This window comes from Rufibacter roseus, assembly GCF_001647285.1.
GTDB lineage: Bacteria > Bacteroidota > Bacteroidia > Cytophagales > Hymenobacteraceae > Nibribacter > Nibribacter roseus.
In genome coordinates this window covers 265,298-284,965 of sequence record NZ_LRML01000002.1, presented here as the reverse complement: position 1 = coordinate 284,965, position 19,668 = coordinate 265,298, and the positions used below count along the sequence as shown (strand labels likewise).

At 46.6% G+C, this 19,668-nt stretch carries 18 protein-coding genes; 5 read left to right on the top strand and 13 right to left on the bottom strand.

Annotation, left to right across the window (positions count from 1 at the left end; translation table 11 throughout):
* Positions 1 to 11: 11 nt before the first annotated feature.
* From A8O23_RS03135 to A8O23_RS03125, 3 genes are read right to left on the bottom strand one after another with little or no spacing between them, the layout of a single operon-like run.
* On the bottom strand, positions 12 to 1,154 hold the full coding sequence (locus A8O23_RS03135) for a DUF4249 domain-containing protein (protein WP_066616410.1): 1,143 nt from the start codon (positions 1,152 to 1,154) through the stop codon (positions 12 to 14).
* Complete coding sequence (locus A8O23_RS03130) at positions 1,154 to 3,943, bottom strand: TonB-dependent receptor (RefSeq protein WP_066616407.1); 2,790 nt, start codon at positions 3,941 to 3,943, stop codon at positions 1,154 to 1,156. The genes A8O23_RS03135 and A8O23_RS03130 overlap by 1 nt, the downstream gene beginning before the upstream one ends.
* 36 nt (positions 3,944 to 3,979) lie before the next feature.
* A complete protein-coding gene (locus tag A8O23_RS03125; RefSeq protein WP_066616404.1) occupies positions 3,980 to 4,723 on the bottom strand; it encodes a hypothetical protein in 744 nt (247 codons plus the stop codon).
* Between the two features lie 417 nt (positions 4,724 to 5,140).
* Here A8O23_RS03125 and A8O23_RS03120 point away from each other — a divergent pair, with 417 nt between their 5' ends.
* Positions 5,141 to 5,545 (top strand): hypothetical protein, encoded by a 405-nt coding sequence (locus A8O23_RS03120; RefSeq protein WP_066616400.1) that lies wholly within the window; start codon positions 5,141 to 5,143, stop codon positions 5,543 to 5,545.
* A gap of 143 nt (positions 5,546 to 5,688) precedes the next feature.
* A complete protein-coding gene (locus A8O23_RS03115) occupies positions 5,689 to 6,264 on the top strand; it encodes a DUF3109 family protein (protein WP_066616397.1) in 576 nt (191 codons plus the stop codon).
* Between the two features lie 150 nt (positions 6,265 to 6,414).
* Here A8O23_RS03115 and accC read toward each other — a convergent pair whose 3' ends face one another.
* The 9 genes from accC to A8O23_RS03070 all read right to left on the bottom strand — a co-directional run bounded on the left by accC (position 6,415) and on the right by A8O23_RS03070 (position 14,717).
* Positions 6,415 to 7,758, bottom strand: a complete 1,344-nt coding sequence (gene accC, locus A8O23_RS03110) for an acetyl-CoA carboxylase biotin carboxylase subunit (RefSeq protein ID WP_066616394.1) — start codon at positions 7,756 to 7,758, stop codon at positions 6,415 to 6,417.
* A gap of 278 nt (positions 7,759 to 8,036) precedes the next feature.
* Positions 8,037 to 8,531 carry an acetyl-CoA carboxylase biotin carboxyl carrier protein gene (gene accB, locus A8O23_RS03105; RefSeq protein ID WP_066616389.1) on the bottom strand — a complete coding sequence of 165 codons (495 nt, stop codon included), beginning with the start codon at positions 8,529 to 8,531 and terminating at the stop codon, positions 8,037 to 8,039.
* Positions 8,532 to 8,535: 4 nt separating this feature from the next.
* Positions 8,536 to 9,099: an elongation factor P gene (gene efp / locus A8O23_RS03100; RefSeq protein WP_066616386.1), complete on the bottom strand. Its 564-nt coding sequence runs from the start codon at positions 9,097 to 9,099 to the stop codon at positions 8,536 to 8,538.
* 125 nt (positions 9,100 to 9,224) lie between these two features.
* A complete protein-coding gene (locus tag A8O23_RS03095) occupies positions 9,225 to 10,223 on the bottom strand; it encodes a beta-ketoacyl-ACP synthase III (protein ID WP_066616383.1) in 999 nt (332 codons plus the stop codon).
* A gap of 28 nt (positions 10,224 to 10,251) precedes the next feature.
* Positions 10,252 to 11,193, bottom strand: coding sequence for a phosphate acyltransferase PlsX (gene plsX / locus A8O23_RS03090; RefSeq protein WP_066616381.1), 942 nt, complete (start codon positions 11,191 to 11,193; stop codon positions 10,252 to 10,254).
* Between the two features lie 64 nt (positions 11,194 to 11,257).
* The gene (rpmF, locus tag A8O23_RS03085) at positions 11,258 to 11,452 is read right to left on the bottom strand and encodes a 50S ribosomal protein L32 (protein ID WP_066616378.1); all 195 of its coding nucleotides are present in this window, start codon (positions 11,450 to 11,452) and stop codon (positions 11,258 to 11,260) included.
* Between the two features lie 32 nt (positions 11,453 to 11,484).
* Positions 11,485 to 12,036: a YceD family protein gene (locus A8O23_RS03080; RefSeq protein WP_066616375.1), complete on the bottom strand. Its 552-nt coding sequence runs from the start codon at positions 12,034 to 12,036 to the stop codon at positions 11,485 to 11,487.
* A 233-nt stretch (positions 12,037 to 12,269) separates the two neighbouring features.
* Positions 12,270 to 13,277 (bottom strand): 4-hydroxythreonine-4-phosphate dehydrogenase PdxA, encoded by a 1,008-nt coding sequence (gene pdxA, locus A8O23_RS03075; RefSeq protein WP_066616372.1) that lies wholly within the window; start codon positions 13,275 to 13,277, stop codon positions 12,270 to 12,272.
* Between the two features lie 3 nt (positions 13,278 to 13,280).
* Positions 13,281 to 14,717 (bottom strand): leucyl aminopeptidase family protein, encoded by a 1,437-nt coding sequence (locus A8O23_RS03070; protein ID WP_066616969.1) that lies wholly within the window; start codon positions 14,715 to 14,717, stop codon positions 13,281 to 13,283.
* A gap of 55 nt (positions 14,718 to 14,772) precedes the next feature.
* Between A8O23_RS03070 and rsmA the strand changes: the two genes are divergently transcribed.
* The 3 genes from rsmA to A8O23_RS03055 are packed head-to-tail and all read left to right on the top strand — an operon-like array spanning position 14,773 to position 17,869.
* Positions 14,773 to 15,558 carry a 16S rRNA (adenine(1518)-N(6)/adenine(1519)-N(6))-dimethyltransferase RsmA gene (gene rsmA, locus A8O23_RS03065; RefSeq protein WP_066616966.1) on the top strand — a complete coding sequence of 262 codons (786 nt, stop codon included), beginning with the start codon at positions 14,773 to 14,775 and terminating at the stop codon, positions 15,556 to 15,558.
* The gene (gene mgtE, locus A8O23_RS03060) at positions 15,548 to 16,900 is read left to right on the top strand and encodes a magnesium transporter (RefSeq protein WP_066616370.1); all 1,353 of its coding nucleotides are present in this window, start codon (positions 15,548 to 15,550) and stop codon (positions 16,898 to 16,900) included. Before rsmA ends, mgtE begins: the two co-directional genes overlap by 11 nt.
* Positions 16,901 to 16,906: 6 nt before the next feature.
* On the top strand, positions 16,907 to 17,869 hold the full coding sequence (locus tag A8O23_RS03055) for an NAD(P)-dependent oxidoreductase (RefSeq protein ID WP_066616368.1): 963 nt from the start codon (positions 16,907 to 16,909) through the stop codon (positions 17,867 to 17,869).
* 424 nt (positions 17,870 to 18,293) lie between these two features.
* On the opposite strand, the gene A8O23_RS03050 is transcribed toward A8O23_RS03055, so the two are convergent.
* Complete coding sequence (locus tag A8O23_RS03050) at positions 18,294 to 19,610, bottom strand: type IX secretion system plug protein (protein WP_066616366.1); 1,317 nt, start codon at positions 19,608 to 19,610, stop codon at positions 18,294 to 18,296.
* Positions 19,611 to 19,668 lie beyond the last annotated feature (58 nt).

Below are 19,668 nucleotides of genomic sequence, written 5' to 3'. Positions count from 1 at the left end.
TTTACCTGCTTTTACTGCCAATAACTTGGTCTGGTGGTGGTGCCAAAAATTCTGCAATCTACACAAGATCTCCAGGCTCCAGAGTATCCTATCAATGTACCGCTTTCTGTATATATGGGGCCAACTGGTAAATTTGATCCCCCTGAAAAATACTCAGGTACTTCTTCTACAGCAACGGTATCGAGTGTACATGAAACACTAGGCGCGCGATAAACATAAGGCAGTTCCGTTTGCTTAAGGAAGATCCTTTTTTCAGAAACGGAAGAAACGTGAATGTAGCCGATTACCGGTTCTGACGGATCGGTCGTGTTACGTATGTTGCCGGTAAGCTGAGTAGGAAGTGGGTCAAATAGAGTTCCTATGCTTTCTGTGTTTTTCTTCAGGCTTTCCCAATACTGGTATGACTCTTTTGTTTGTGCATACTGTTTAACCAGCACGCTGTATTTTCTGGCGAATTTTTCTGAATTGAGCGGAATAGAATACAACGGGAACTTGCTTACCACATCTTGACTAAGTTTAATGGTGTTGCTGATGTTGATATTGCTGGAGTTATTGTTGCGCCAGCAAAGGTAAATGTTGTTTTCCTCAGGTCTGGTTACTAGTTCTCCGTCTACAAATTCTATGACAGAAAAAAAGTAGGCATTGTACTCCCATGTTTCCTCAAACTCCCATCTGTAGTACCGGGTGTCATTTTGAGCATCATGAGTGGTGACCTGAAACAGAACCTTGTCATCTACCAATTGCCAACTGACTTCATCAATAGCAGGAGTCTGTTTAACCGCTACATAGTCTGAGGCATATCTTTTCCCGTTTATGTTGATGGTAAGCCGGTACTGTTGATTTACATTAATAGGTAGGGTGCCGCTGGTGTAGGTACCATCTGACGTTTCCTGCAATAAAAATGCTGCCCCATTGTCTGCTTCTACCTTCACCTCTGCATCTGTCACAAATGCGGGAGCGGAGTTGTCTGACAGGTTTTGCGTGCGGGAAAGTTTAATGGTGGTAGGGCCGTTACTGTTAATGAAGCCACTCACTACTAAAAAGTTATTTGACGCCTCTAGTACCTCTGGTGAGTATGGTTCTTCACACGATGAGAGAAAAAGCGCCAGAAGCAGATAAAGTGAACCTTTCCGGTATAAGAAATGAATATTCATTAAAACTTAAAATTATAAGTAATGGTAGGGATTGGTTGCCCAAAAATAGAAAGTTGATAACCGTTTATTTTTCCGTCTTCAGACCTGAAATAGACTGAGTAAGGGTTTCTGCGGCCGGTGAGGTTATAGACAGCTAAGGTCCAGGAGCTGTGCGCCAACTTCTTTATTTTGTGGTTGCCTTCAATGTTCATGGCGAAATCAACTCGGTAATAGTCGGGCACCCTGTACTGATTCCGGGATGAGTAGAAAATGCGCTGAGCATTACCATCTTGGTACTTGGCAATGGGTAGCGTAATAGGCCTGCCGGTACTGTACGTAAAGTTTAAAGAGGTACTAAAGCGTTGGCTAAAGCGATAATTACTGATTAAAGTAAAGTCATGGGGCTTATCGTAATTACTTGGGTACCACTCACCGTTATTGATTACTTCAGACACCGCGGGGTTATTAAGTCTGGCTAAAGTGCGGGAGTAGGTGTAACTAACCCAGCCATTCACTTTACCAGTTAGTTTCTTCACCATTACTTCAACACCATATGCTTTGCCTTCCGCGTTGGCTACTTCTGTTTCTATGTGGTGGTTCAAAATGATGTCGGCCCCATTGCGGTAATCCAGAAAATCTTGCATCTTCTTGTAGTAACCTTCAACTGAAAGCTCAATAGTGTTTGAGCGGAAGTTGCGGTAATATCCCAAAGCCACCTGATCGCCCACTTGTGGTCTGATGTTGCCGTCGGATAGTTTCCAGGTATCAGTAGGAGACATAGACGCAGTATTGGAGAGCATGTGTATGTACTGGCGCATACGGTTGTAGCTCATTTTAACCGAAGAATTGTCGGTAAGCCCGTATCTGGCAGAGAACCGGTACTCAGGCCCATGGTAAAAGGCAATGTTCTGCCCAGAAGAATAAGCAACAGTATCTATAAGGGTGCTTAATGTTTTTGGGGCATTGGGTGCATAGGTATACACTTCTCTTGGCCCTATGGAATTGAAAAAAGAATAGCGCAACCCAATGTATACTGACAGGCGAGCTGAAACATCAATTTGATCTGACACATACAAAGCACTTTCTACTGCTTTTTCACGCTGAAGCACGTCAGGTATCACCAGAGATTCTGAGCCAATTGGAGTAAGGCTGCCCGGCGAAACGTTGTAGAGTATAGAGATGGCCCCAAAGTCAACGGTATGTTTTGAATTCAGGAAATAGTTGAAGTCAGCCTGAAGGTTAGCTTGGTTCATGTCAAAGCTCATGTCTGAAGCACTTACAGGGTTCTTGTCAGATTGCACTCCGTAGCCATAATGGCTGTAGGCGCCGGTCAGAACTCCATACAGCTGGTTATGAAAAATGTGCTTCCACTTTACACTGGCATTGCGGTTTGTAAAATTATAAAGTGAATCTGCCCCTAACCGAAAGTTGTCTTTGCTGAAATACCCAGATACATACAGGGTGTTCTTGCTGTTAAGTTCATGATTGATTTGGGCATTCAAGTCATAGAATGATGCAGAACTCTTTCTGAAAGTTTCCTGCGGCAGCTGCTTGAGAAGCCAATTGGAGTAGGTGGTTCTTCCTGCTACTAAGAAAGAGGTTTTATCTTTCATGATAGGCCCCTCTAGGGTGAGGCGGCTGGTTAAAAGCCCTAAGCCGCCTGATCCCGCAAACTTCTTTTTGTTTCCATCTTTAGTGGTTACTTCCAATACAGAGGAAAGCCTGCCGCCGTATCTGGCGGGAATATTACTTTTATGTAATTCAACTGATTTTACTATATCTGGGTTGAAGGCCGAGAAAAAACCAAACAAATGTGAGGGATTGTATATAGTAGCATCATTGAAGAGGATAAGGTTTTGATCAGTGGATCCGCCGCGCACGTTCATACCAGTGCTTCCTTCGCCCACTGATTTTACTCCCGGCAAGGTTAACACCACCCGCAACACATCAGTTTCTCCAAAAGCAGTAGGTACCTGTTTAATTGCTCTTATGTCTAAGCGCTCTAAGCCCATTTGCATACCCGCCACATTTCTGTCTTTTTCAGCCTCAACCAGCACCTCTTTCAAAGAACGAACATCTTCTTCTACTTCAATGTCTAGCTTACCTGAGGTGTACAAGGCAATGCGGCGTTTTGAGTTCTTAACACCTATGCCCCTTATCAATAATTCATGTTCCCCAACCGGTAGTGTAATAGAATAATAGCCGTATTGATCTGAATTTGTAGCCAGAAGAGGTGACTGTATGTAAACTGTAGCACCAATAATGGGCTCACCTGTTTTGGCGTCGCGCAAGTGGCCCGCTAAATTAGCATTGCCAGTGACCCCCTCTCTTTTTACCCCAAATACATGCAACTTGGCTTCTGAGGTAGTAGGCTTTTTACTTTGTTCTCCAGCAATGTAAGGTTTATCAACTATGCCTTCTGCCAAAGCAGGACTGTCAGAGGTGTTGGTATTTCGCTGAAAGAAATTATTTGGTAGTTGAGCATGGAAATCTTTCCCCTTGGTGATAAAAACATACCCTTGTGGGGTGAACGCATACCTGTAATCACTGTCTTTGAATACCTGATTCAAAACTAGCTGTAGTGGCTGCTGGTTTACTTGTATGGTTACCGAAAAACTATCTACCGCTGCAGGGTTATAGTAAAAATGAAAGTTGCTTTGCGCCTCCACCTCCTTTACGAAGGTTTCAAATGGCGCATCTTGTAAGGACAAGGTAATAAGTCGTTCTTGCGCTGTCTGAGCGTGGCCCAGCAGGTTAATTCCTGTTAATAGCGAAGCCAGCAGGAATAAGTATCTGTAGAAGTGAGGCATTTTTGAAAGGTTAGGCTGTGCCGGTGTTTGCCCTGACTAATTTGTTAAAGAATCATAGTGTTGAACAAGCGCCAGAATGGCGGCTTCGCGTGCTTTCCTGAACTGCAGCTTATTGGCTCTTGCAAATTTTTTCAGCTCCTTCTTTTTATCACTGAAAACTTTAAGTACCGATGATTTACTGTTGACCAGATAGAACTTTTTATTTTTTCCGATGTAGAATTTGTCTTTAGAGATGAACTTCTCTAGTTCTTTATTGTCTTCTATCACGTATTCGATCACTTTTCGTCTTTTGGCAAGTAAATCAGTTGCATTTCCGTTGTGCAGCACATCATAAAAACCAGTTGACAGAGAAGTAGAATCCTGTGCTATAACCCTTCTGAAATAGCGGTTATGTAAATTAAATTCTGAAATCTTTTCGCTTACTAGCTTTTGCTTCAGAAAGCCATTCATTTCAATTACAACCTCATCTCGTACCACATCATAAAGCATGGGAACGTTGGCGTAAACCACACCGTCATATAGCACCTTGCCTGTAGCTACTTCGTCATGAAAGAAATATTGATGACCGTCTCTATTCTGCTTTCTGTAATCAACGTACTGAGGCCCATTGAAAAGGTGAGACTGACTTTCTGTTGCCTTATGGAAGAGACTAACCGGGTAGGAAAGTAATTTTTGTGAAGAGAGAGTGTCTGCTGCATTATGTTGAGCAAACACGTTAGTCACTATAAATAGAGAGATGGTAGCCAACAGAATGACTTTGGCTTCCGGCTTATGTAGCATTGAGAGGTACTGTTAAATAAAGGGTTATGCCCTCTCAAGTTATTATATTTTATTTAGATAAAAAATGAAGAAGCAATTATTGCTGTTAAATAATATTAGACATTCAGTGATTGCTCAACAAAGGAATGGGTAGGGGCGAGAACAACTAATTTGCGGCACAAAAGAAAAAAGCTGACGAAAATTCAACCGAAAGCTGGAGGCAGTAAGCAGGTACTGCACTTTTATAAAGAGATAAGACATTAATACTTTGAAGCGTCCGCACAGAAATCAGTAAATTTTTGATAGATTTGGATAGAAATGAACTTGAATAGGGGAAGTTCAAGTTGCATCTGTTTCATTTAGAAAAAGTGCCTAATAAGCAGTACAAGGTTTTTTTGTACCTGTTTGGCTGCTTTTACTGAGCTACCTGTTGTTACTATGGAATATTTTAAAAGTAACCTCATTACTATTGAGTACGATGAGGATAAAAAGCTGGCCCGTACAAAGTGGCATGGGTTTGCCAACAGCGAAGAATACCGCGAAATATTGGGAATTTATCTGCAGTTGGTTCGTGAAAAGGACGTGGTGCGTTGGATAGGAAACAATACAGATGCTAAAGCCATTCGACCGGCTGATCAAGAATGGACAGCCCGTGAGTGGGCGCCGGTTTTTTCAAGAGAGGGAAAAGTGCGCAAAATGGCCGTAGTGGTAGCAAAAGATATCTTCAATAAAATGGCTGTTGAGAATCTTGTTGCCCGGAGCAATGACGTCATAAAGTTTGTGACTCATTTTTTCCCAGATGAACAAAATGCCTATGAATGGGTCATGAGCGAGGAGGCATAACGAATAAATCAACTGTATAAAGGCGCCCATTTTGCTTTGCAAGATGGGCGCTTCTGTTTTTAATTAGAAGCAGTGACAGTTCACAATTTGTTGCCGAACTTAAATAGCGGTACTTTTGTCTTCTGATTTTAGGATAAACCTACATGATAGTTTTACAGAATACCGTACTCTCTGATGACCTCAAAGACAAATTTTTTGTCTGCAATTTGGAGAAGTGCAAAGGAGCATGCTGTGTGGAAGGAGATATGGGCGCTCCGTTAGATAAAGATGAGCTGTCTATTCTAGCAGAGGTGTATGAGCAGGTTAAGCCGTATATGATGCCGGAAGGAGTGAAGGCAGTAGAGGAGCAAGGGCTGTATGTGGAGGATTGGGAAGGCGAGTTCTGCACCACCACAATTGGCAACCGTGAGTGCGCCTATGCTATTTATGATGAGAACCTTACCTTGAAATGCGCCATTGAACAAGCCTATTTAGACGGTAAGATTAACTGGAAGAAACCTATCTCGTGTCATTTATACCCTATCCGGATCACCAAGTACGATGGCTTTGAGGCCTTGAACTATGACCGTTGGGAAATCTGTAGCCCTGCCTGTGCCTTCGGCCAAGAGTTAGGAGTGCCTGTTTACAAATTCCTGCGTGAGCCTTTGATCCGCAAGTACGGTGAAGCCTGGTTTCAAGAGTTGGATGAAATGGTGTCTAACGAGGCTATTGCTAAATAGACTTTCTTATTTGTATAAATTCTTAAGTTGTTTTTGGCTAGTTTTCTGGAAAATAGGCTGAAAACAGTGGCTTTTTAAACATAAATAACTAAAAACAGCAAGGGCAGCCATTGAGCTGCCCTTGCTGTTTTTAGTTATCACCTGAAAAAATTAGACTTTGCTGAAATCGTAGCTGTCTAAGTAGCTAGTGGTGAAGTTTCCTGATTTAAAGCCCTCATCATCCATCATAGCCAAATGGAAAGGTATGGTGGTTTTGATGCCTTCGATCACAAATTCGCTCAAAGCACGTTTCATTTTTACAATGGCTTCTTCGCGAGTTTGGGCACTCACAATCAGCTTGGCAATCATAGAATCATAGTTGGCCGGAATGGTGTAGCCCGCATATACGTGCGTATCTACCCGTACCCCGTGACCACCAGGTATGTGCAGTACGTTGATTTTTCCAGGACTCGGTCTAAAACCAGCCTTTGGATCTTCAGCGTTGATACGGCACTCAATGGCGTGCATCTGCGGGTAGTAGTTCTTACCAGAGATAGGTATGCCAGCCGCTACTTTGATCTGCTCCTTGATCAGGTCATAGTTCACTACTTCCTCCGTAATAGGATGCTCCACCTGAATACGGGTGTTCATTTCCATGAAGTAGAAATCTTTGTGCTTGTCTACCAGGAACTCAATAGTCCCCACACCTTCGTAGTTGATGGCGGCGGCACCGGCAATGGCAGCCTGGCCCATGCGCTCCCGCAGGTCGTCATCAATAAACGGTGAAGGAGTCTCTTCAATTAATTTCTGGTGACGGCGCTGAATGCTGCAGTCGCGCTCAGACAAGTGGCACACTCTGCCATTTTGGTCGCCCACAATCTGAATCTCTATGTGGCGAGGCTCCTCTACGAACTTCTCCAGGTACATGCCATCGTTTCCGAAAGCAGCTTTGGCTTCCTGACGGGCATCGTTCCAGGCCTTGTCAAATTCCTCGGCAGATTTGATAATCCGCATACCGCGTCCACCGCCACCCGCTGTGGCTTTGATGATAACCGGATATTTTATTTTGGCGGCTATTTTCTTACCCTGCTCAGCTGAAGTCAACAAGCCATCTGAACCCGGAATGGTAGGCACCCCGGCTTTTTTCATGGTGTCCTTGGCCGAGGCCTTGTCACCCATGGAGTTGATCATCTCCGGTGAGGCGCCAATAAACTTAATACCGTTTTCGGTGCAAATTCTTGAAAACTCAGCATTTTCAGACAAGAAACCGTAACCAGGGTGAATGGCATCGGCGTTGGTTATTTCAGCGGCGGCAATCAGGTTTGGGATGTTCAAGTAAGATTTGGCGCTAGGGGCGGGACCAATGCAAACAGCCTCATCTGCAAAACGTACGTGCAAGCTTTCTTTGTCTGCCGTGGAATAAACCGCTACCGTTTTGATTCCCATCTCTTTGCACGTCCGGATAATCCTTAGTGCAATTTCGCCACGGTTGGCTATAAGTATTTTTTTGAACACTTCTTTTTTAATTAAAAATTAGAAATTAAGAATTAAAAATTGAAGAACCTGTCTCACTTGCTTGCTCAGTACTCTTACCTTTTATGTTAAAAGTAGCTAGCCAACGGCTCCTGAATTTTTGTTTTAGGCTTGTTTTCAGAAAATTATGCCTAAAATGGAACAACCCAATTAAATATTAATCTCACTAGGTTAGGAAGGAGCCTTAACAGGTTCACTTGAAACAAAAATTATGAAGAGATACCCCCCTTCATAATTCTTAATTTTTAATTCATAATTAGTTAGCTTGGGTCTACCAAGAATAAAGGCTGGTCATACTCTACCGGTGAGGCGTTGTCTACCAACACTTTCACAATTTTACCTGAAACCTCAGATTCAATTTCATTGAACAGTTTCATAGCCTCAATAATACAGATTACCTGTCCTTTTTTCACTTCGTCACCTACGTTTACAAAAACAGGTTTATCAGGACTGGCAGAGCGGTACAAGGTACCTATCATAGGAGCTTTGATGGTTATGTATTTGCTGGTGTCATCGGCGGCAGGTTGAGCAGGGGCCGATGGAGTGGCAGGAGCAGCTGGTGGCTGTGGTGCTGCCGCCTGAGGAGCCGCTACAGGTGCTGGTGCTGCCTGCTGGGCTGGAGCCGCTGAATATTTTACCTTTTGGCTCGCTTCACGTTGAACTGAGATCTTGAACTCTTCAGTCTCAATGTCTACTTTGTTCAGGCCTGATTTCGCGATGAAATCAATCAGTTCTTGAATTTCTTTTGCTTTCATAGTCTTATTTTACTCGTTCAGCATATGTGTAGGTACGCGTATCTACTTTAATTTTCTCATCCTGGCCAATAAACAGAGGCACTGAAATAGTAGCGCCTGTTTCTACTGTGGCTGGCTTTGAGGCGTTGGTGGCGGTGTCACCTTTTATGCCTGGCTCAGTATAGGTAATGGTTAACTCAACATAAGTAGGCAACTCAGCGGTAAGCGGTGTCTCGGTTTCAGCGTGGAACAAGATCGTTACTTCCTGACCCTCTTTCATGAGATCCGCAAACGGCACCATTTTCTCTTCCAGGACCACTTGCTCAAAAGACTCCATATCCATGAAGTTGTAGCCGTAGTCGTCTTTGTAGATAAACTGGTGAGGGCGCTGCTCCACCCGGGCAGTAGTTACTTTTACACCTGCAGTAAAGGTATTGTCTACTACTTTACCGGTTTTAATGTTTTTTAATTTTGTACGAACGAAAGCTGGTCCTTTGCCTGGTTTCACGTGCTGAAACTCAGATATGATCCATAAGTCGCCGTTAAATTCAATGCATAGCCCGTTGCGGAAATCAGCGGTAGTTGCCATAGCGTTTTTTTAGAGTCGTTTAAAATGTTGCGGAGGATATGCCTCTTTGATAACATAAAAAAATTCGGCCAAAGATAGCCGAATTTTCTGATAGATTCTTAACTGAAGCTGAAAAAGGGAAGGGCTTATTTAGGGTCGTAAGCCCACTTCAAATAAATAGCACCCCAGGTAAAGCCGCCGCCAAAGGCAGCCAAAATCAAGTTATCGCCTTTTTTTAGTTGGTTTTCATACTCCCAGAGGCACAGCGGAATAGTACCGCTGGTGGTGTTGCCGTAACGTTCAATGTTTAGCATTACTTTCTCAGGACCCACACCCATACGGTTAGCGGTGGCGTCTATGATACGCTTGTTGGCTTGGTGTGGCACCAACCAGGCTATGTCTTCATGGGTAAGGTTGTTGCGTTCCATAACCTCGGCAGAAACATCGGCCATGCCTTTCACAGCGAACTTAAATACCTGTTGCCCTTCCTGAAAAGCGAAGTGCTCTCGGTTGGCAACGGTTTCAGCGGTGGCAGGTCTGCGGCTTCCGCCGGCTTTCATGTGCAGGAATTGAGCTCCAGTACCGTCTGACTTTAAAATACTGTCTTGTACGCCTAAGCCTTCGGTATTCGGCTCTAGCATCACGCATCCGCCCCCATCTCCGAAGATGATACAGGTAGCGCGGTCTGTATAATCTACAATGGCCGACATTTTATCGGCACCTACCACAATTACTTTTTTGTATTTGCCAGTTTCAATGAACTGTGCACCGGTAGAAAGAGCAAACAAGAAACCTGAGCAAGCTGCCTGCAGGTCATAGCCAAAAGCATTCACCGCACCTACTTCGGCGCAGATAATGTTGGCAGTAGCAGGGAACACCATGTCTGGAGTGGTAGTGGCGCAAATGAGCATATCCACCTCTTCGGGCTTGGTGTTGGTTTTTTTGAGCAAGTCAAGCACCGCCGGAATAGCAATGGCTGAGGTGCCTTGGTTTTCACCTTTTAGAATACGCCTTTCTTTGATACCTGTCCGGCTAACAATCCATTCGTCGTTGGTTTCAACATAAGTCTCCAACTCTTGGTTTGTTAAGACATAGTCAGGGGCATATCCGCTCACCCCAGTGATAGCGGCGGTAATCTTACTCATATCAGTTTGATGGGTTGTGTGGGGCCAATTAGGCGCTAAAGTATTTTCTGAATTTCTCTGAAATGTGCGACTCTGCCATTTTATGAGCCAGGTGCACCATGTTGCAGATAGCTGTTGGGCTGGACACGCCGTGACCAATCACGGCATTACCGTTCACGCCTAATACAGGGCTACCGCCTACTGCCTCATAGTTGAAGCGGTCAAAGAAAGGGTCAGTGATGTTTTTTTCGCGGAGGATGTCATAGATAGACTCCGCCATTTTCAAAATGACATTACCGGTAAAGCCGTCACACACAATTACGTCGGCCTTGTCGTTAAACAGGTCGCGTCCTTCAATGTTGCCGATAAAGTTGATGGATTTGTTTTCCTTGAGAAGCTTGTGGGCTGGCTGGGTCACCATGGTGCCTTTGCCTTCTTCTTCGCCCAAGTTCATAAGACCTACCCGTGGTTTTTTTATATCCAGCAGGTTCTCAGCACAGATGGAGCCGATTTCTCCAAACTGCTCCAGTACTTCTGGTTTACAGTCGGCAATGGCACCCACATCTAACAAAACGCCATACCCTCCCGATAGTTTAGGTATGAAGCTGGCTAGCGCAGGCCTTAAAATACCCTCCACCTGCTTTACGCTAAAAATAGCACCTACCAGCATGGCACCGGTGTTGCCGGCACTGCAAAAGGCATCTACTTTCTTGGTGGCCAGCATTCCATAGCCCACAGCTATGCTTGAATCTGGCTTTTGGGTGAGGGCTTTGGTAGGGTGTTCACCCATCCCAATGACTTGAGATGCGTGAACAACCTGTACTCTGGAACCGGTATAGCCGTGCTTTTGCAGGAGGTTTTTAACTGTGTCTTCATCTCCAATAAGGAAAATCTGTACATCATTCGTCAAAGTCTCAGCCGCCAAAAGTGCGCCTTCTACAACTGCCTCGGGGGCGAAATCGCCTCCCATTGCATCCAGAGCTATTTTCATGTAATCGTATTTTCGTAAATTATCCTACAAGTAACTAAAATAAAGCCTGAAACAGCAAGCTTTATTAAGCAACAGAGGCATAATTTTTAATAGCCACTTTACCGTTGTGGTATAAGTCGCCGTCTACTACATACGCTCTGTGGTACTGATGCACCTCGCCAGTGGTTGGGCAAGTGGCAATAGTTTTCTCAGTAAGCTTGTAGTGCGTTCTTCTCTTATCTCTTCTGGTTTTGGAGATTTTTCGCTTTGGATGTGCCATCTCGGGTAATTATTACAAATTGGTTTAGAAACTTATTTTAAATTCTTAAGGGCGGCGAATCTGGGGTCAACAGGCCCGTCTTCATCATCGTCGTCCTCATCTTCATCAACTGGGCCGGTAGAGTAAATCAAAAGGCCTTCGGCCTCTGGGTCCTCTTCTAGCTCCTTGTCTTCTTCTACAAACCGGGGGTGCAGTTTTTTCATGGGTACTGCCAGACCTATATAATCATACAGGTGTTGGGCCACATTGATATACTGCGTCTCCGGTACTATCTGCAGCACGTTCACATCCAGTTCCAAGTCTTCCTGGCCGTAGCGAACGAGCAGCGTTTGGTAAACATCCATCGGATAGTCAAAATCCTCCAGGCTGCGGTCACAGTTCAGAGTGACGTTGCCTTTGATATGGAAGTTAAACTGCAAAAGAAGCTCCGACTTATCCAGCGTTACGTCCGCCTTTAAATTGCCGCCCTGGATTAACTCCTGGTCAAACAACTCAAAGAAGCGGTTATCTAAATCAAACTCATAGACGTGGCTCTTGTTGCCAAGCTTCACGAGATTGATGTCGTATTTCTTAATCTCCTTCACGTTGCCTCTTTTTTTGCAAGTCGCAAAATTAGCAAGAATATTCGAATAGTAAAATACAAATGCCTTTTTTGCGACGGGTTGAACAATAATGTTTTCGCTTTGCTTTTGGGAAAACAGGCGGAAAACAAGACTAGTTCATAATGAGGGAGATAAGTGTCTTTGAAATTGTAAAGCGTTTCGGAGCCGTTTTTTGAAAACCAGCCCCAAAACGCTTTTGTCAGTTTCAAACAAGGCTAAACCCCAGCCCGTGTCCGTAGAATATCAACCGCGGCAAACAAAGCCTCTCTGAAAGAAGTCTCGTCTGCTTTGTTCTGTCCGGCAATGTCATAGGCGGTTCCGTGGTCTGGGGAGGTGCGCACGATGGGAAGTCCAGCAGTAAAGTTTACCCCAGTTTCAAATGCTAACGTTTTGAAAGGAATCAATCCTTGGTCGTGGTACAGGGCAAGGGTGGCATCAAACTTTTTATAGCTGCGGGTTCCGAAGAATCCATCGGCGGGGAAAGGGCCGAACACGAGATTCCCTTTTTCCTTTAACTGCTCAATCATAGGTCGAATAATTTCTTCTTCCTCTTTCCCGAGCAGGCCGTTTTCGCCGGCATGAGGGTTGAGGCCCAGAACGGCAATTTTAGGTTTCTGAATACCGAAGTCCTGGCGCAACGATTTATCCAAAATGGTAAGCTTCCGGATGAGCAGTTCTGGCGTGATATGGTTCACTACTTCTTTAAGCGGAATATGCCCAGTGGCTGTAGCGACTCTGAGGTCATTAGACACTAAGAACATCAGGCTCTCAGGAGCGTCAAAGTAGGTAGTGAAGAACTCGGTATGGCCTGGGAATTGAAAGCCCTCGCCTTGGGTATTGTCTTTGTCAATGGGTGCCGTGACTATCGCCTGAATATGCCCCTCTTTTAGATCCTGTGCGGCTCTGAGTAAGGCAGTGCGGGCTAGGTTGCCAGTGGCAGGAGAGGGAGTGCCGGGAGTAAACTCCACATCCTCTTCTAAGCAATTCACCACGCTCACCTTTTTAGGGTGGAGCTGGTCAAATCCTTGAATTTGCTGAAACCCGAAGTTCTCTAGGCCCAGCATTTTGCGGTAGCGGTTCACCACGGAACCCATGCCGTAGATGATGGGCTGGCAGTAGTGCAGCACGCGGTTGTCTGCAAGGGTTTTTAAAATTACTTCAGGGCCAATGCCGCTGATGTCTCCAATAGTGATTCCTATCCGGGGCTTATTTTTTTGCTCCATGGGTTAGGCGGTGGCTTGTGAGGTTAAGAAATGGTACAGTAACCGGACGCTGGAGCCGGTGCCTTGCTTGCCACGGTAAGAGTCGGGACCGGTTAAAAAAGCGGTTCCGGCAATGTCTAGGTGTACCCACGGGTAATTAGTGAAGAACTGCAGGAACTTGCCCGCCGAAATAGCCCCCGCTTCGGCTCCACCTATATTTTTGAGGTCCGCAATCTCTGACTTCAGGTGGTCCTGGTATTCATCCCACAGCGGGAACTCCACCAGTCGCTCGTGGCATATGTCCCCGGCTACTTTCAAATCGGTTTTTACTAAATCATCAGCGGTACCCATCATTACAATGCCCTCGCGGCCAATGGCTCTGGCGGCGGCACCGGTCAAGGTAGCGATATCAATCACTAAAGAAGGATTATACTTCTTCGCGAAATGCAGCGCATCAGCCAAAATCAAACGACCCTCAGCGTCAGTGTTCAGCACTTCAACGGTGTGGCGGCTGTACATGGTAATCACATCGCCGGGGGCATAGGCTTTGCCGCTGACCAGATTATCTGTAGCAGGTATCAATCCGATCACGTGCAGCGGAACTTTATTCTTAGCCAGCGCATAAAAAGTACCAGCCACGGCTGCCGCACCGCTCATGTCAGATTTCATTTGGTCCATGGAGTTAGGAGTGGGCTTAATGCTAAGCCCGCCGGTATCGTATACCACGCCTTTGCCTACTAACACGATTGGCTGGGAGTTGGTGGCGTTCTCAGGCTTCCACTCCAGAATGGTAAAGGTAGGCTGCTCGTCGCTGGCTTGGTTTACGGATAAGAGGCCGCCCATTTTCAGGCTTTGAATCTGCACCTCGTCCAGCACCTCTACCTGCACGCCGGCTTCTTCTACCAACTTTTTTACCTGCTCGCTGAGCAAGGTGGCGGTTTGCATGTTATAGGGCGTGTTCACTAAGTCGCGGGTGCGGTACACGGCCTCCAGCAGGTTGGACAGCTCCGTAACCTGTTTTTCGCCCACGGCCTTGCCACTCACCGTTACCTTTTGCAGGCAGGGTGGGGTGGCTTTTTCGGTTTTTAACTTCAGGAATGAATAGTTGCTCAATACAAGCCCCTCAGCTACGTACAATGCAGACTCGCCATTGTTCGCGTCAACTAAAGTTACTTCAGACACTTTATCTGCAAGTAGGCGCTGATGGAGAGCGTGCCCGGCTTTACGTAGAGCCTCGTTCGTTTGAGCCTGCGTTTGCTTAGGCTCAGTGTGGAGCAGGTACAGCTGGTGCGACAGTTTGTTGATGGATATCAACGGGCTTTTCAGGTCCAGCTGGCGGTTGATATAATCCAGTTCATCCGCAGTGAATCGCTCTTGGGGGAGTTGGTCGCGGCCCGAAACCAGCACCACCGTGTTGGTTTGTTCGGGTAATGTTGCGGTATATGTCAGTTCTGTGCGCATAAGATGTGTATCTTTGGCCTGCAATATAGCCCTAACAAACGGAAACCGAAAACCTGTGAAGCCCGTCCAGCCCAAGAAACACCTCGGTCAGCATTTCCTCACCGACCTCAACATTGCCCAGAAGATTGTGGAGGCGCTTCGGCTGCCCAATGGGGTGCAGGAGGTGCTGGAAGTAGGCCCTGGCATGGGTGTGCTTACGCAGTATCTGGTGCAGCACCCCGAGTATAAAACCACCATTGTAGACATAGACCGGGAGTCCATTGCATGGCTCAACGAGCATTTCCCGCAACTGGAAGGACGCGTACTTTTCGCCGATTTTCTGAAAACTGACCTGAAAACGCTTTTCTCCGGCAACTTCGCGGTGATAGGCAATTTCCCTTATAATATCTCCAGCCAGATTTTCTTCAAGGTGCTGGACCACCGCGACCAAGTGCCCGAAGTGGTGGGCATGATTCAGAAAGAAGTAGCTGAGCGCATTGCCGCCCCGCACGGCTCCAAAACCTACGGAATTATGAGCGTGCTGCTGCAGGCGTTTTATAATATTGAATATCTGTTCACGGTGCATGAGCATGTATTTAATCCGCCGCCCAAAGTGAAATCTGCGGTGGTGCGGCTGACGCGTAATGAAGTGGCGCAGTTACCCTGCGACGAGAAACTATTCATAAAAGTAGTGAAAGCCAGCTTCGCCACGCGCCGCAAAACCCTCCGGAACTGTTTGAAGCCATTCAATTTGCCCCCTGAGTTTATGCAACAGCCCCTGTTTGATAAACGGGCCGAGCAGCTCTCCGTAGACGAATTTATCCAGCTCACGCTCCAGATACAGGGACAAAATGCAGTCTGAAATCACCCGCGAGTTTATTGACCAGATTGAGGACGCCGTAGAGCGCCGCGATACCGAGTTCATTCTCTCCAACATGGAGGATATGTACCCGGCTGATATTATCACTGTTCTCTATGAGCTGAACACCGAGCAGAGCAAGTACGTCGTAGACCTGCTACCCGCTGAATTGGGTGCAGAAATCCTCAGCGATCTGGACCGTGACATACGCATCAATTTCCTGAAGAACTTCACGAACGAGGAAATTGCCCGCTACATAGGCGAGATGGACTCTGACGACGCCGTGGATTTGCTCAACGAGCAGCCCGTGCAGCGCAAAGAGGAAATCATAGCCCTGCTGGAAGACCGGGAGCATGTGGCTTACATCATCGACCTGCTGCATTACGACGAGGATTGCGCTGGTGGTCTCATGGCTAAGGAATTGATTAAGGTGAACATCCATTGGCGGGTGGGGCAGTGCATAGAGGAAATCAGGCGTCAGGCCGAGGACGTGGAAAAAGTCTACGCCATTTACGTGGTAGATGACCGTGATAAGCTGGTTGGCCGCCTAGGCATGAAAACGCTCATCCTCTCTACAGACCAAACGCCTATCTCTGAACTCTACGACCCTGATGTCATTTCCATAGAGTCATTTAAAGACGAGCAGGAAGTGGCCGCCGTGATGCAGAAATATGACTTGGATGCCATTCCGGTCGTAAACATACAAGGTCGCCTGCTGGGGCGTATTACCATTGACGACGTGATTGACGTGATTCAGGAGCAGGCCGAATTGAGCCGCCAGCTCATGACAGGTATCACCGAGAACATTGAGGAAGATGACAGCGTATTCCGCCTTTCCCGCGCTCGTTTGCCCTGGCTAATGGTGGGTATGGTGGGTGGTTTGCTAGGTGCCCGCTTTATTGGTCTTTTTGAGGGCGACATAGCCATCATTCCGGCCTTGGCCATGTTTACGCCGCTTATTACCGCCACCGGCGGAAACGTGGGTATTCAATCCTCCTCCATCATCATCCAAACCTTGGCCAACAAGACCATCATGTTCGATAATTTTGGCACCAGGTTAATTAAGGTGCTGCTGGTGGCGGTGATAAACGGATTGGTAATGTCAGGGCTGGTGATGGGCTTTAACATCTTATTCGGGGTGCAGTTTGAGCTGTCTTTAGTAGTAGCGGTGGCCTTGTTCAGTGTGGTGCTGCTGGCCTCTTTCATGGGAACGGTTACGCCTATGATTCTAGACAAATATGGGGTGAACCCTGCTGTTGCAGCCGGCCCTTTTATTACAACCGCCAACGACTTGCTGGGGTTGGCGGTATATTTTCTAGTGGCTCATGTACTGTTAAGTCTTTAACATAATATGATAAATTCTGTCAAACCTTTCCGCTGCCTCATCATTGACCTCATGCATGAAAGCCTGCTGCCTATGCTGGAGGCGCTAGGGGTGGCGTATACTTACTTACCCGAAGTGAAGAAGGAGGAGGTGCCTGCTTTGTTGCCAGACTACCACATGCTGGTGGTCCGTAGTAAGATGCGGATAACGGCGGAGCTCTTATCTCACGCACCCAATCTGGAAGTAGTAGCGCGTGCCGGAGCAGGGGTAGACAACATTGACGAGGGTGTTCTGGAAGCGAGAAACATCACCTTACTAAATGCCCCCGAAGGGAACCGAGATGCCGTGGGCGACCACACCTTAGGTCTGCTGCTGGCGCTGTTCCGGAAAATCACCCAGGGTGACCGGCAAATAAGAGAGGGGCAGTGGCTACGGGAGGGAAACCGCGGAGAAGAGATTGGCGGCAAAACCATTGGACTAATTGGGTACGGCCACATGGGCAAAGCCTTTGCCAAACGATTGGCGGGGTTTGACTGTGAGGTGCTGGCGTATGACAAGCAGGAGTTGGAGAATCCGTACCCGCACGTGCGAATGACAGCATTGGAAGAACTGCAAGAACATGCTCAAATTTTGAGCATACACATACCATACACCAAAGATAATCAGAGGTTTGTTGATGCTGACTTGCTTACGGGCTTTAAGAATAAGCTGTGGGTTTTAAACACTGCCCGTGGCGAGGTGTTAGACCATACCGCCTTAGTGGATGGGCTGAAATTGGGTCAGGTGAAAGGAGCCGCTTTGGATGTATACGAGAATGAAAAGCTTTCCACCTTAACCCCAGAGCAACAGGAGCGTTTGGTTTATCTGCACCAACACCCACGCGTCATAATGACGCCCCACATTGCGGGGTGGACGCAGGAATCTTATGTACGGATAAATAAGGTATTGGTGACCAAATTGAAAGAATATTTGCGGACGAGACAGGATTAGTCCAAATTTTTCACCAATAATAAAGGGAATTCTGATTTCTGTTTTAGGGCTGCTTTCTGAAAAACAGCCTAAAACAGAAATAGAGCCTGTTCAAATGACCTCGCAGTGTCTTGAAGACCTGCGAGTGTCTGTGCCAATTACCTCAGCCAAATAAATGCTGTACCCGCCCCAGAACTCTTGCACACCCTACTTGTTAAAAGTAATGTTTATTGGGAGGTTGGCTAATCTATTGTGCTAAGAGCGCTGGTGCTAATTCTACTCACAACAGGTAAATATTTGCAGACTAAGTAGCTGTTAAACTTTAAAAAAAGCCTGTGAAGCCAACAAGGCTTCACAGGCTTTTTCGTTTTCGACCTGCTTTCTGAAAAATAAGCCAAAAAGACATGTTGAATTGAAAAGCTATAGTTGATTGTTTTTTAGCTGTTTATCGCTGCGGATTGAATTGAATGGTAGAATACCCGATGATTAAATCTGCTCTGGTTCCTGGCGGGCGGTAATAAACTAGGGCGTCATACACATTTTCAGTGGCGAAGTGGCTACCCTCATAGTATTGCGCGTTCGACTGGCCGTTGGCGCCTTTGACCACAAAGTAATAGTTGTAGTACCCCTGCTTAAGAAGCGCAGAACCAGTGTATAATTGGTTTTCTGCATTATAGGTGAGCCGGAATGGTTCTGCCATCTGCCAGTCGGTCAATCCTCCGAAAACATACACAGGACCGGGAGCAGGTTCAGGGGAATATAACCGGAAGAACACCCGTTGGTAATCGGCGTTGAGGGCGGCTCGACCGTACTCGCGGCTCCCGAAAAGATACTTGCCGTTGGCATCTGGTTGGGTGCTGTATACTTGATCTGCCCTGGTTCTGCCCACAGTGGCGAACACTTGATCAGGAGAAGTAGTAATGTCACGGCGCTCCACGCCTATGCCGCTGAAGCGTTCGCTGCGGGTGTCCAGTGCTCTAAACTCATTTAGGCCCAAGAAGGAATAATCAGTGTCAAACAGCTGGTACTCCAGACGGCGCTGCGCTTCATGGGTGAAGGTGGGGCGGAGGATGAATTTGGCATTGTCCCAGCGGTGGTTCTGGCGTAACACCACCTTTATTTCCTGCGCCGGGTTTACTAGTGGATATTGGGCATAAAACACATTCAGGTCCATCTGCTGGCGAGCGAAGCGGTCTCCGGCGCCGGGTGTGGCCATCGGCTTTATACCTACCTGCACCAGTTCCTCAAATACAACAAACCGGCGGCTCAAGAGCAAATTCCCTCCCTCCTCAGAAACTTCAATCAAGTAGTTGCCACTAAGTTTTACCCTTGGTACCTGAAAGAAATAGTGCCAGTATGGAATTTTAGTGGCGGTAGAGGCTTCCACTTCATTGATGAAGAACTCATTGAAGTCAGCTACAAACTGCATGGAGGTAAGCTGAGATGGCTTCCAGTTTATATCGCAGTGGTGGAGTTTTACAACGGCTCTTCCGCGCGGGGCAGACATACGGTCAAACTCCAGAATAAGCGGGTTAGACTGGTTCATGGATAGAAGCGGGGGAGCCAGCACATCGCCTACGTTGCGGCTTTGGGTGTAGAGCTGTACCGACCGTACATCGGAGGTATAGTTCACATCGTTGTACTGCAGGGTATTTCCCGTGCCAGTTGCGCCGGCGCCATATCCCGTTGATTCTACAGGTACGCAACCATGCAGTGAAAAAGCGGCGAGGGCGAAGGCAATTATTCCTTTTTTCCAATTCATGGTTCTAAGATAGTAAGTATTGTAACGCTACGGAAGAATCTGGAAGTGAATCTGTCCA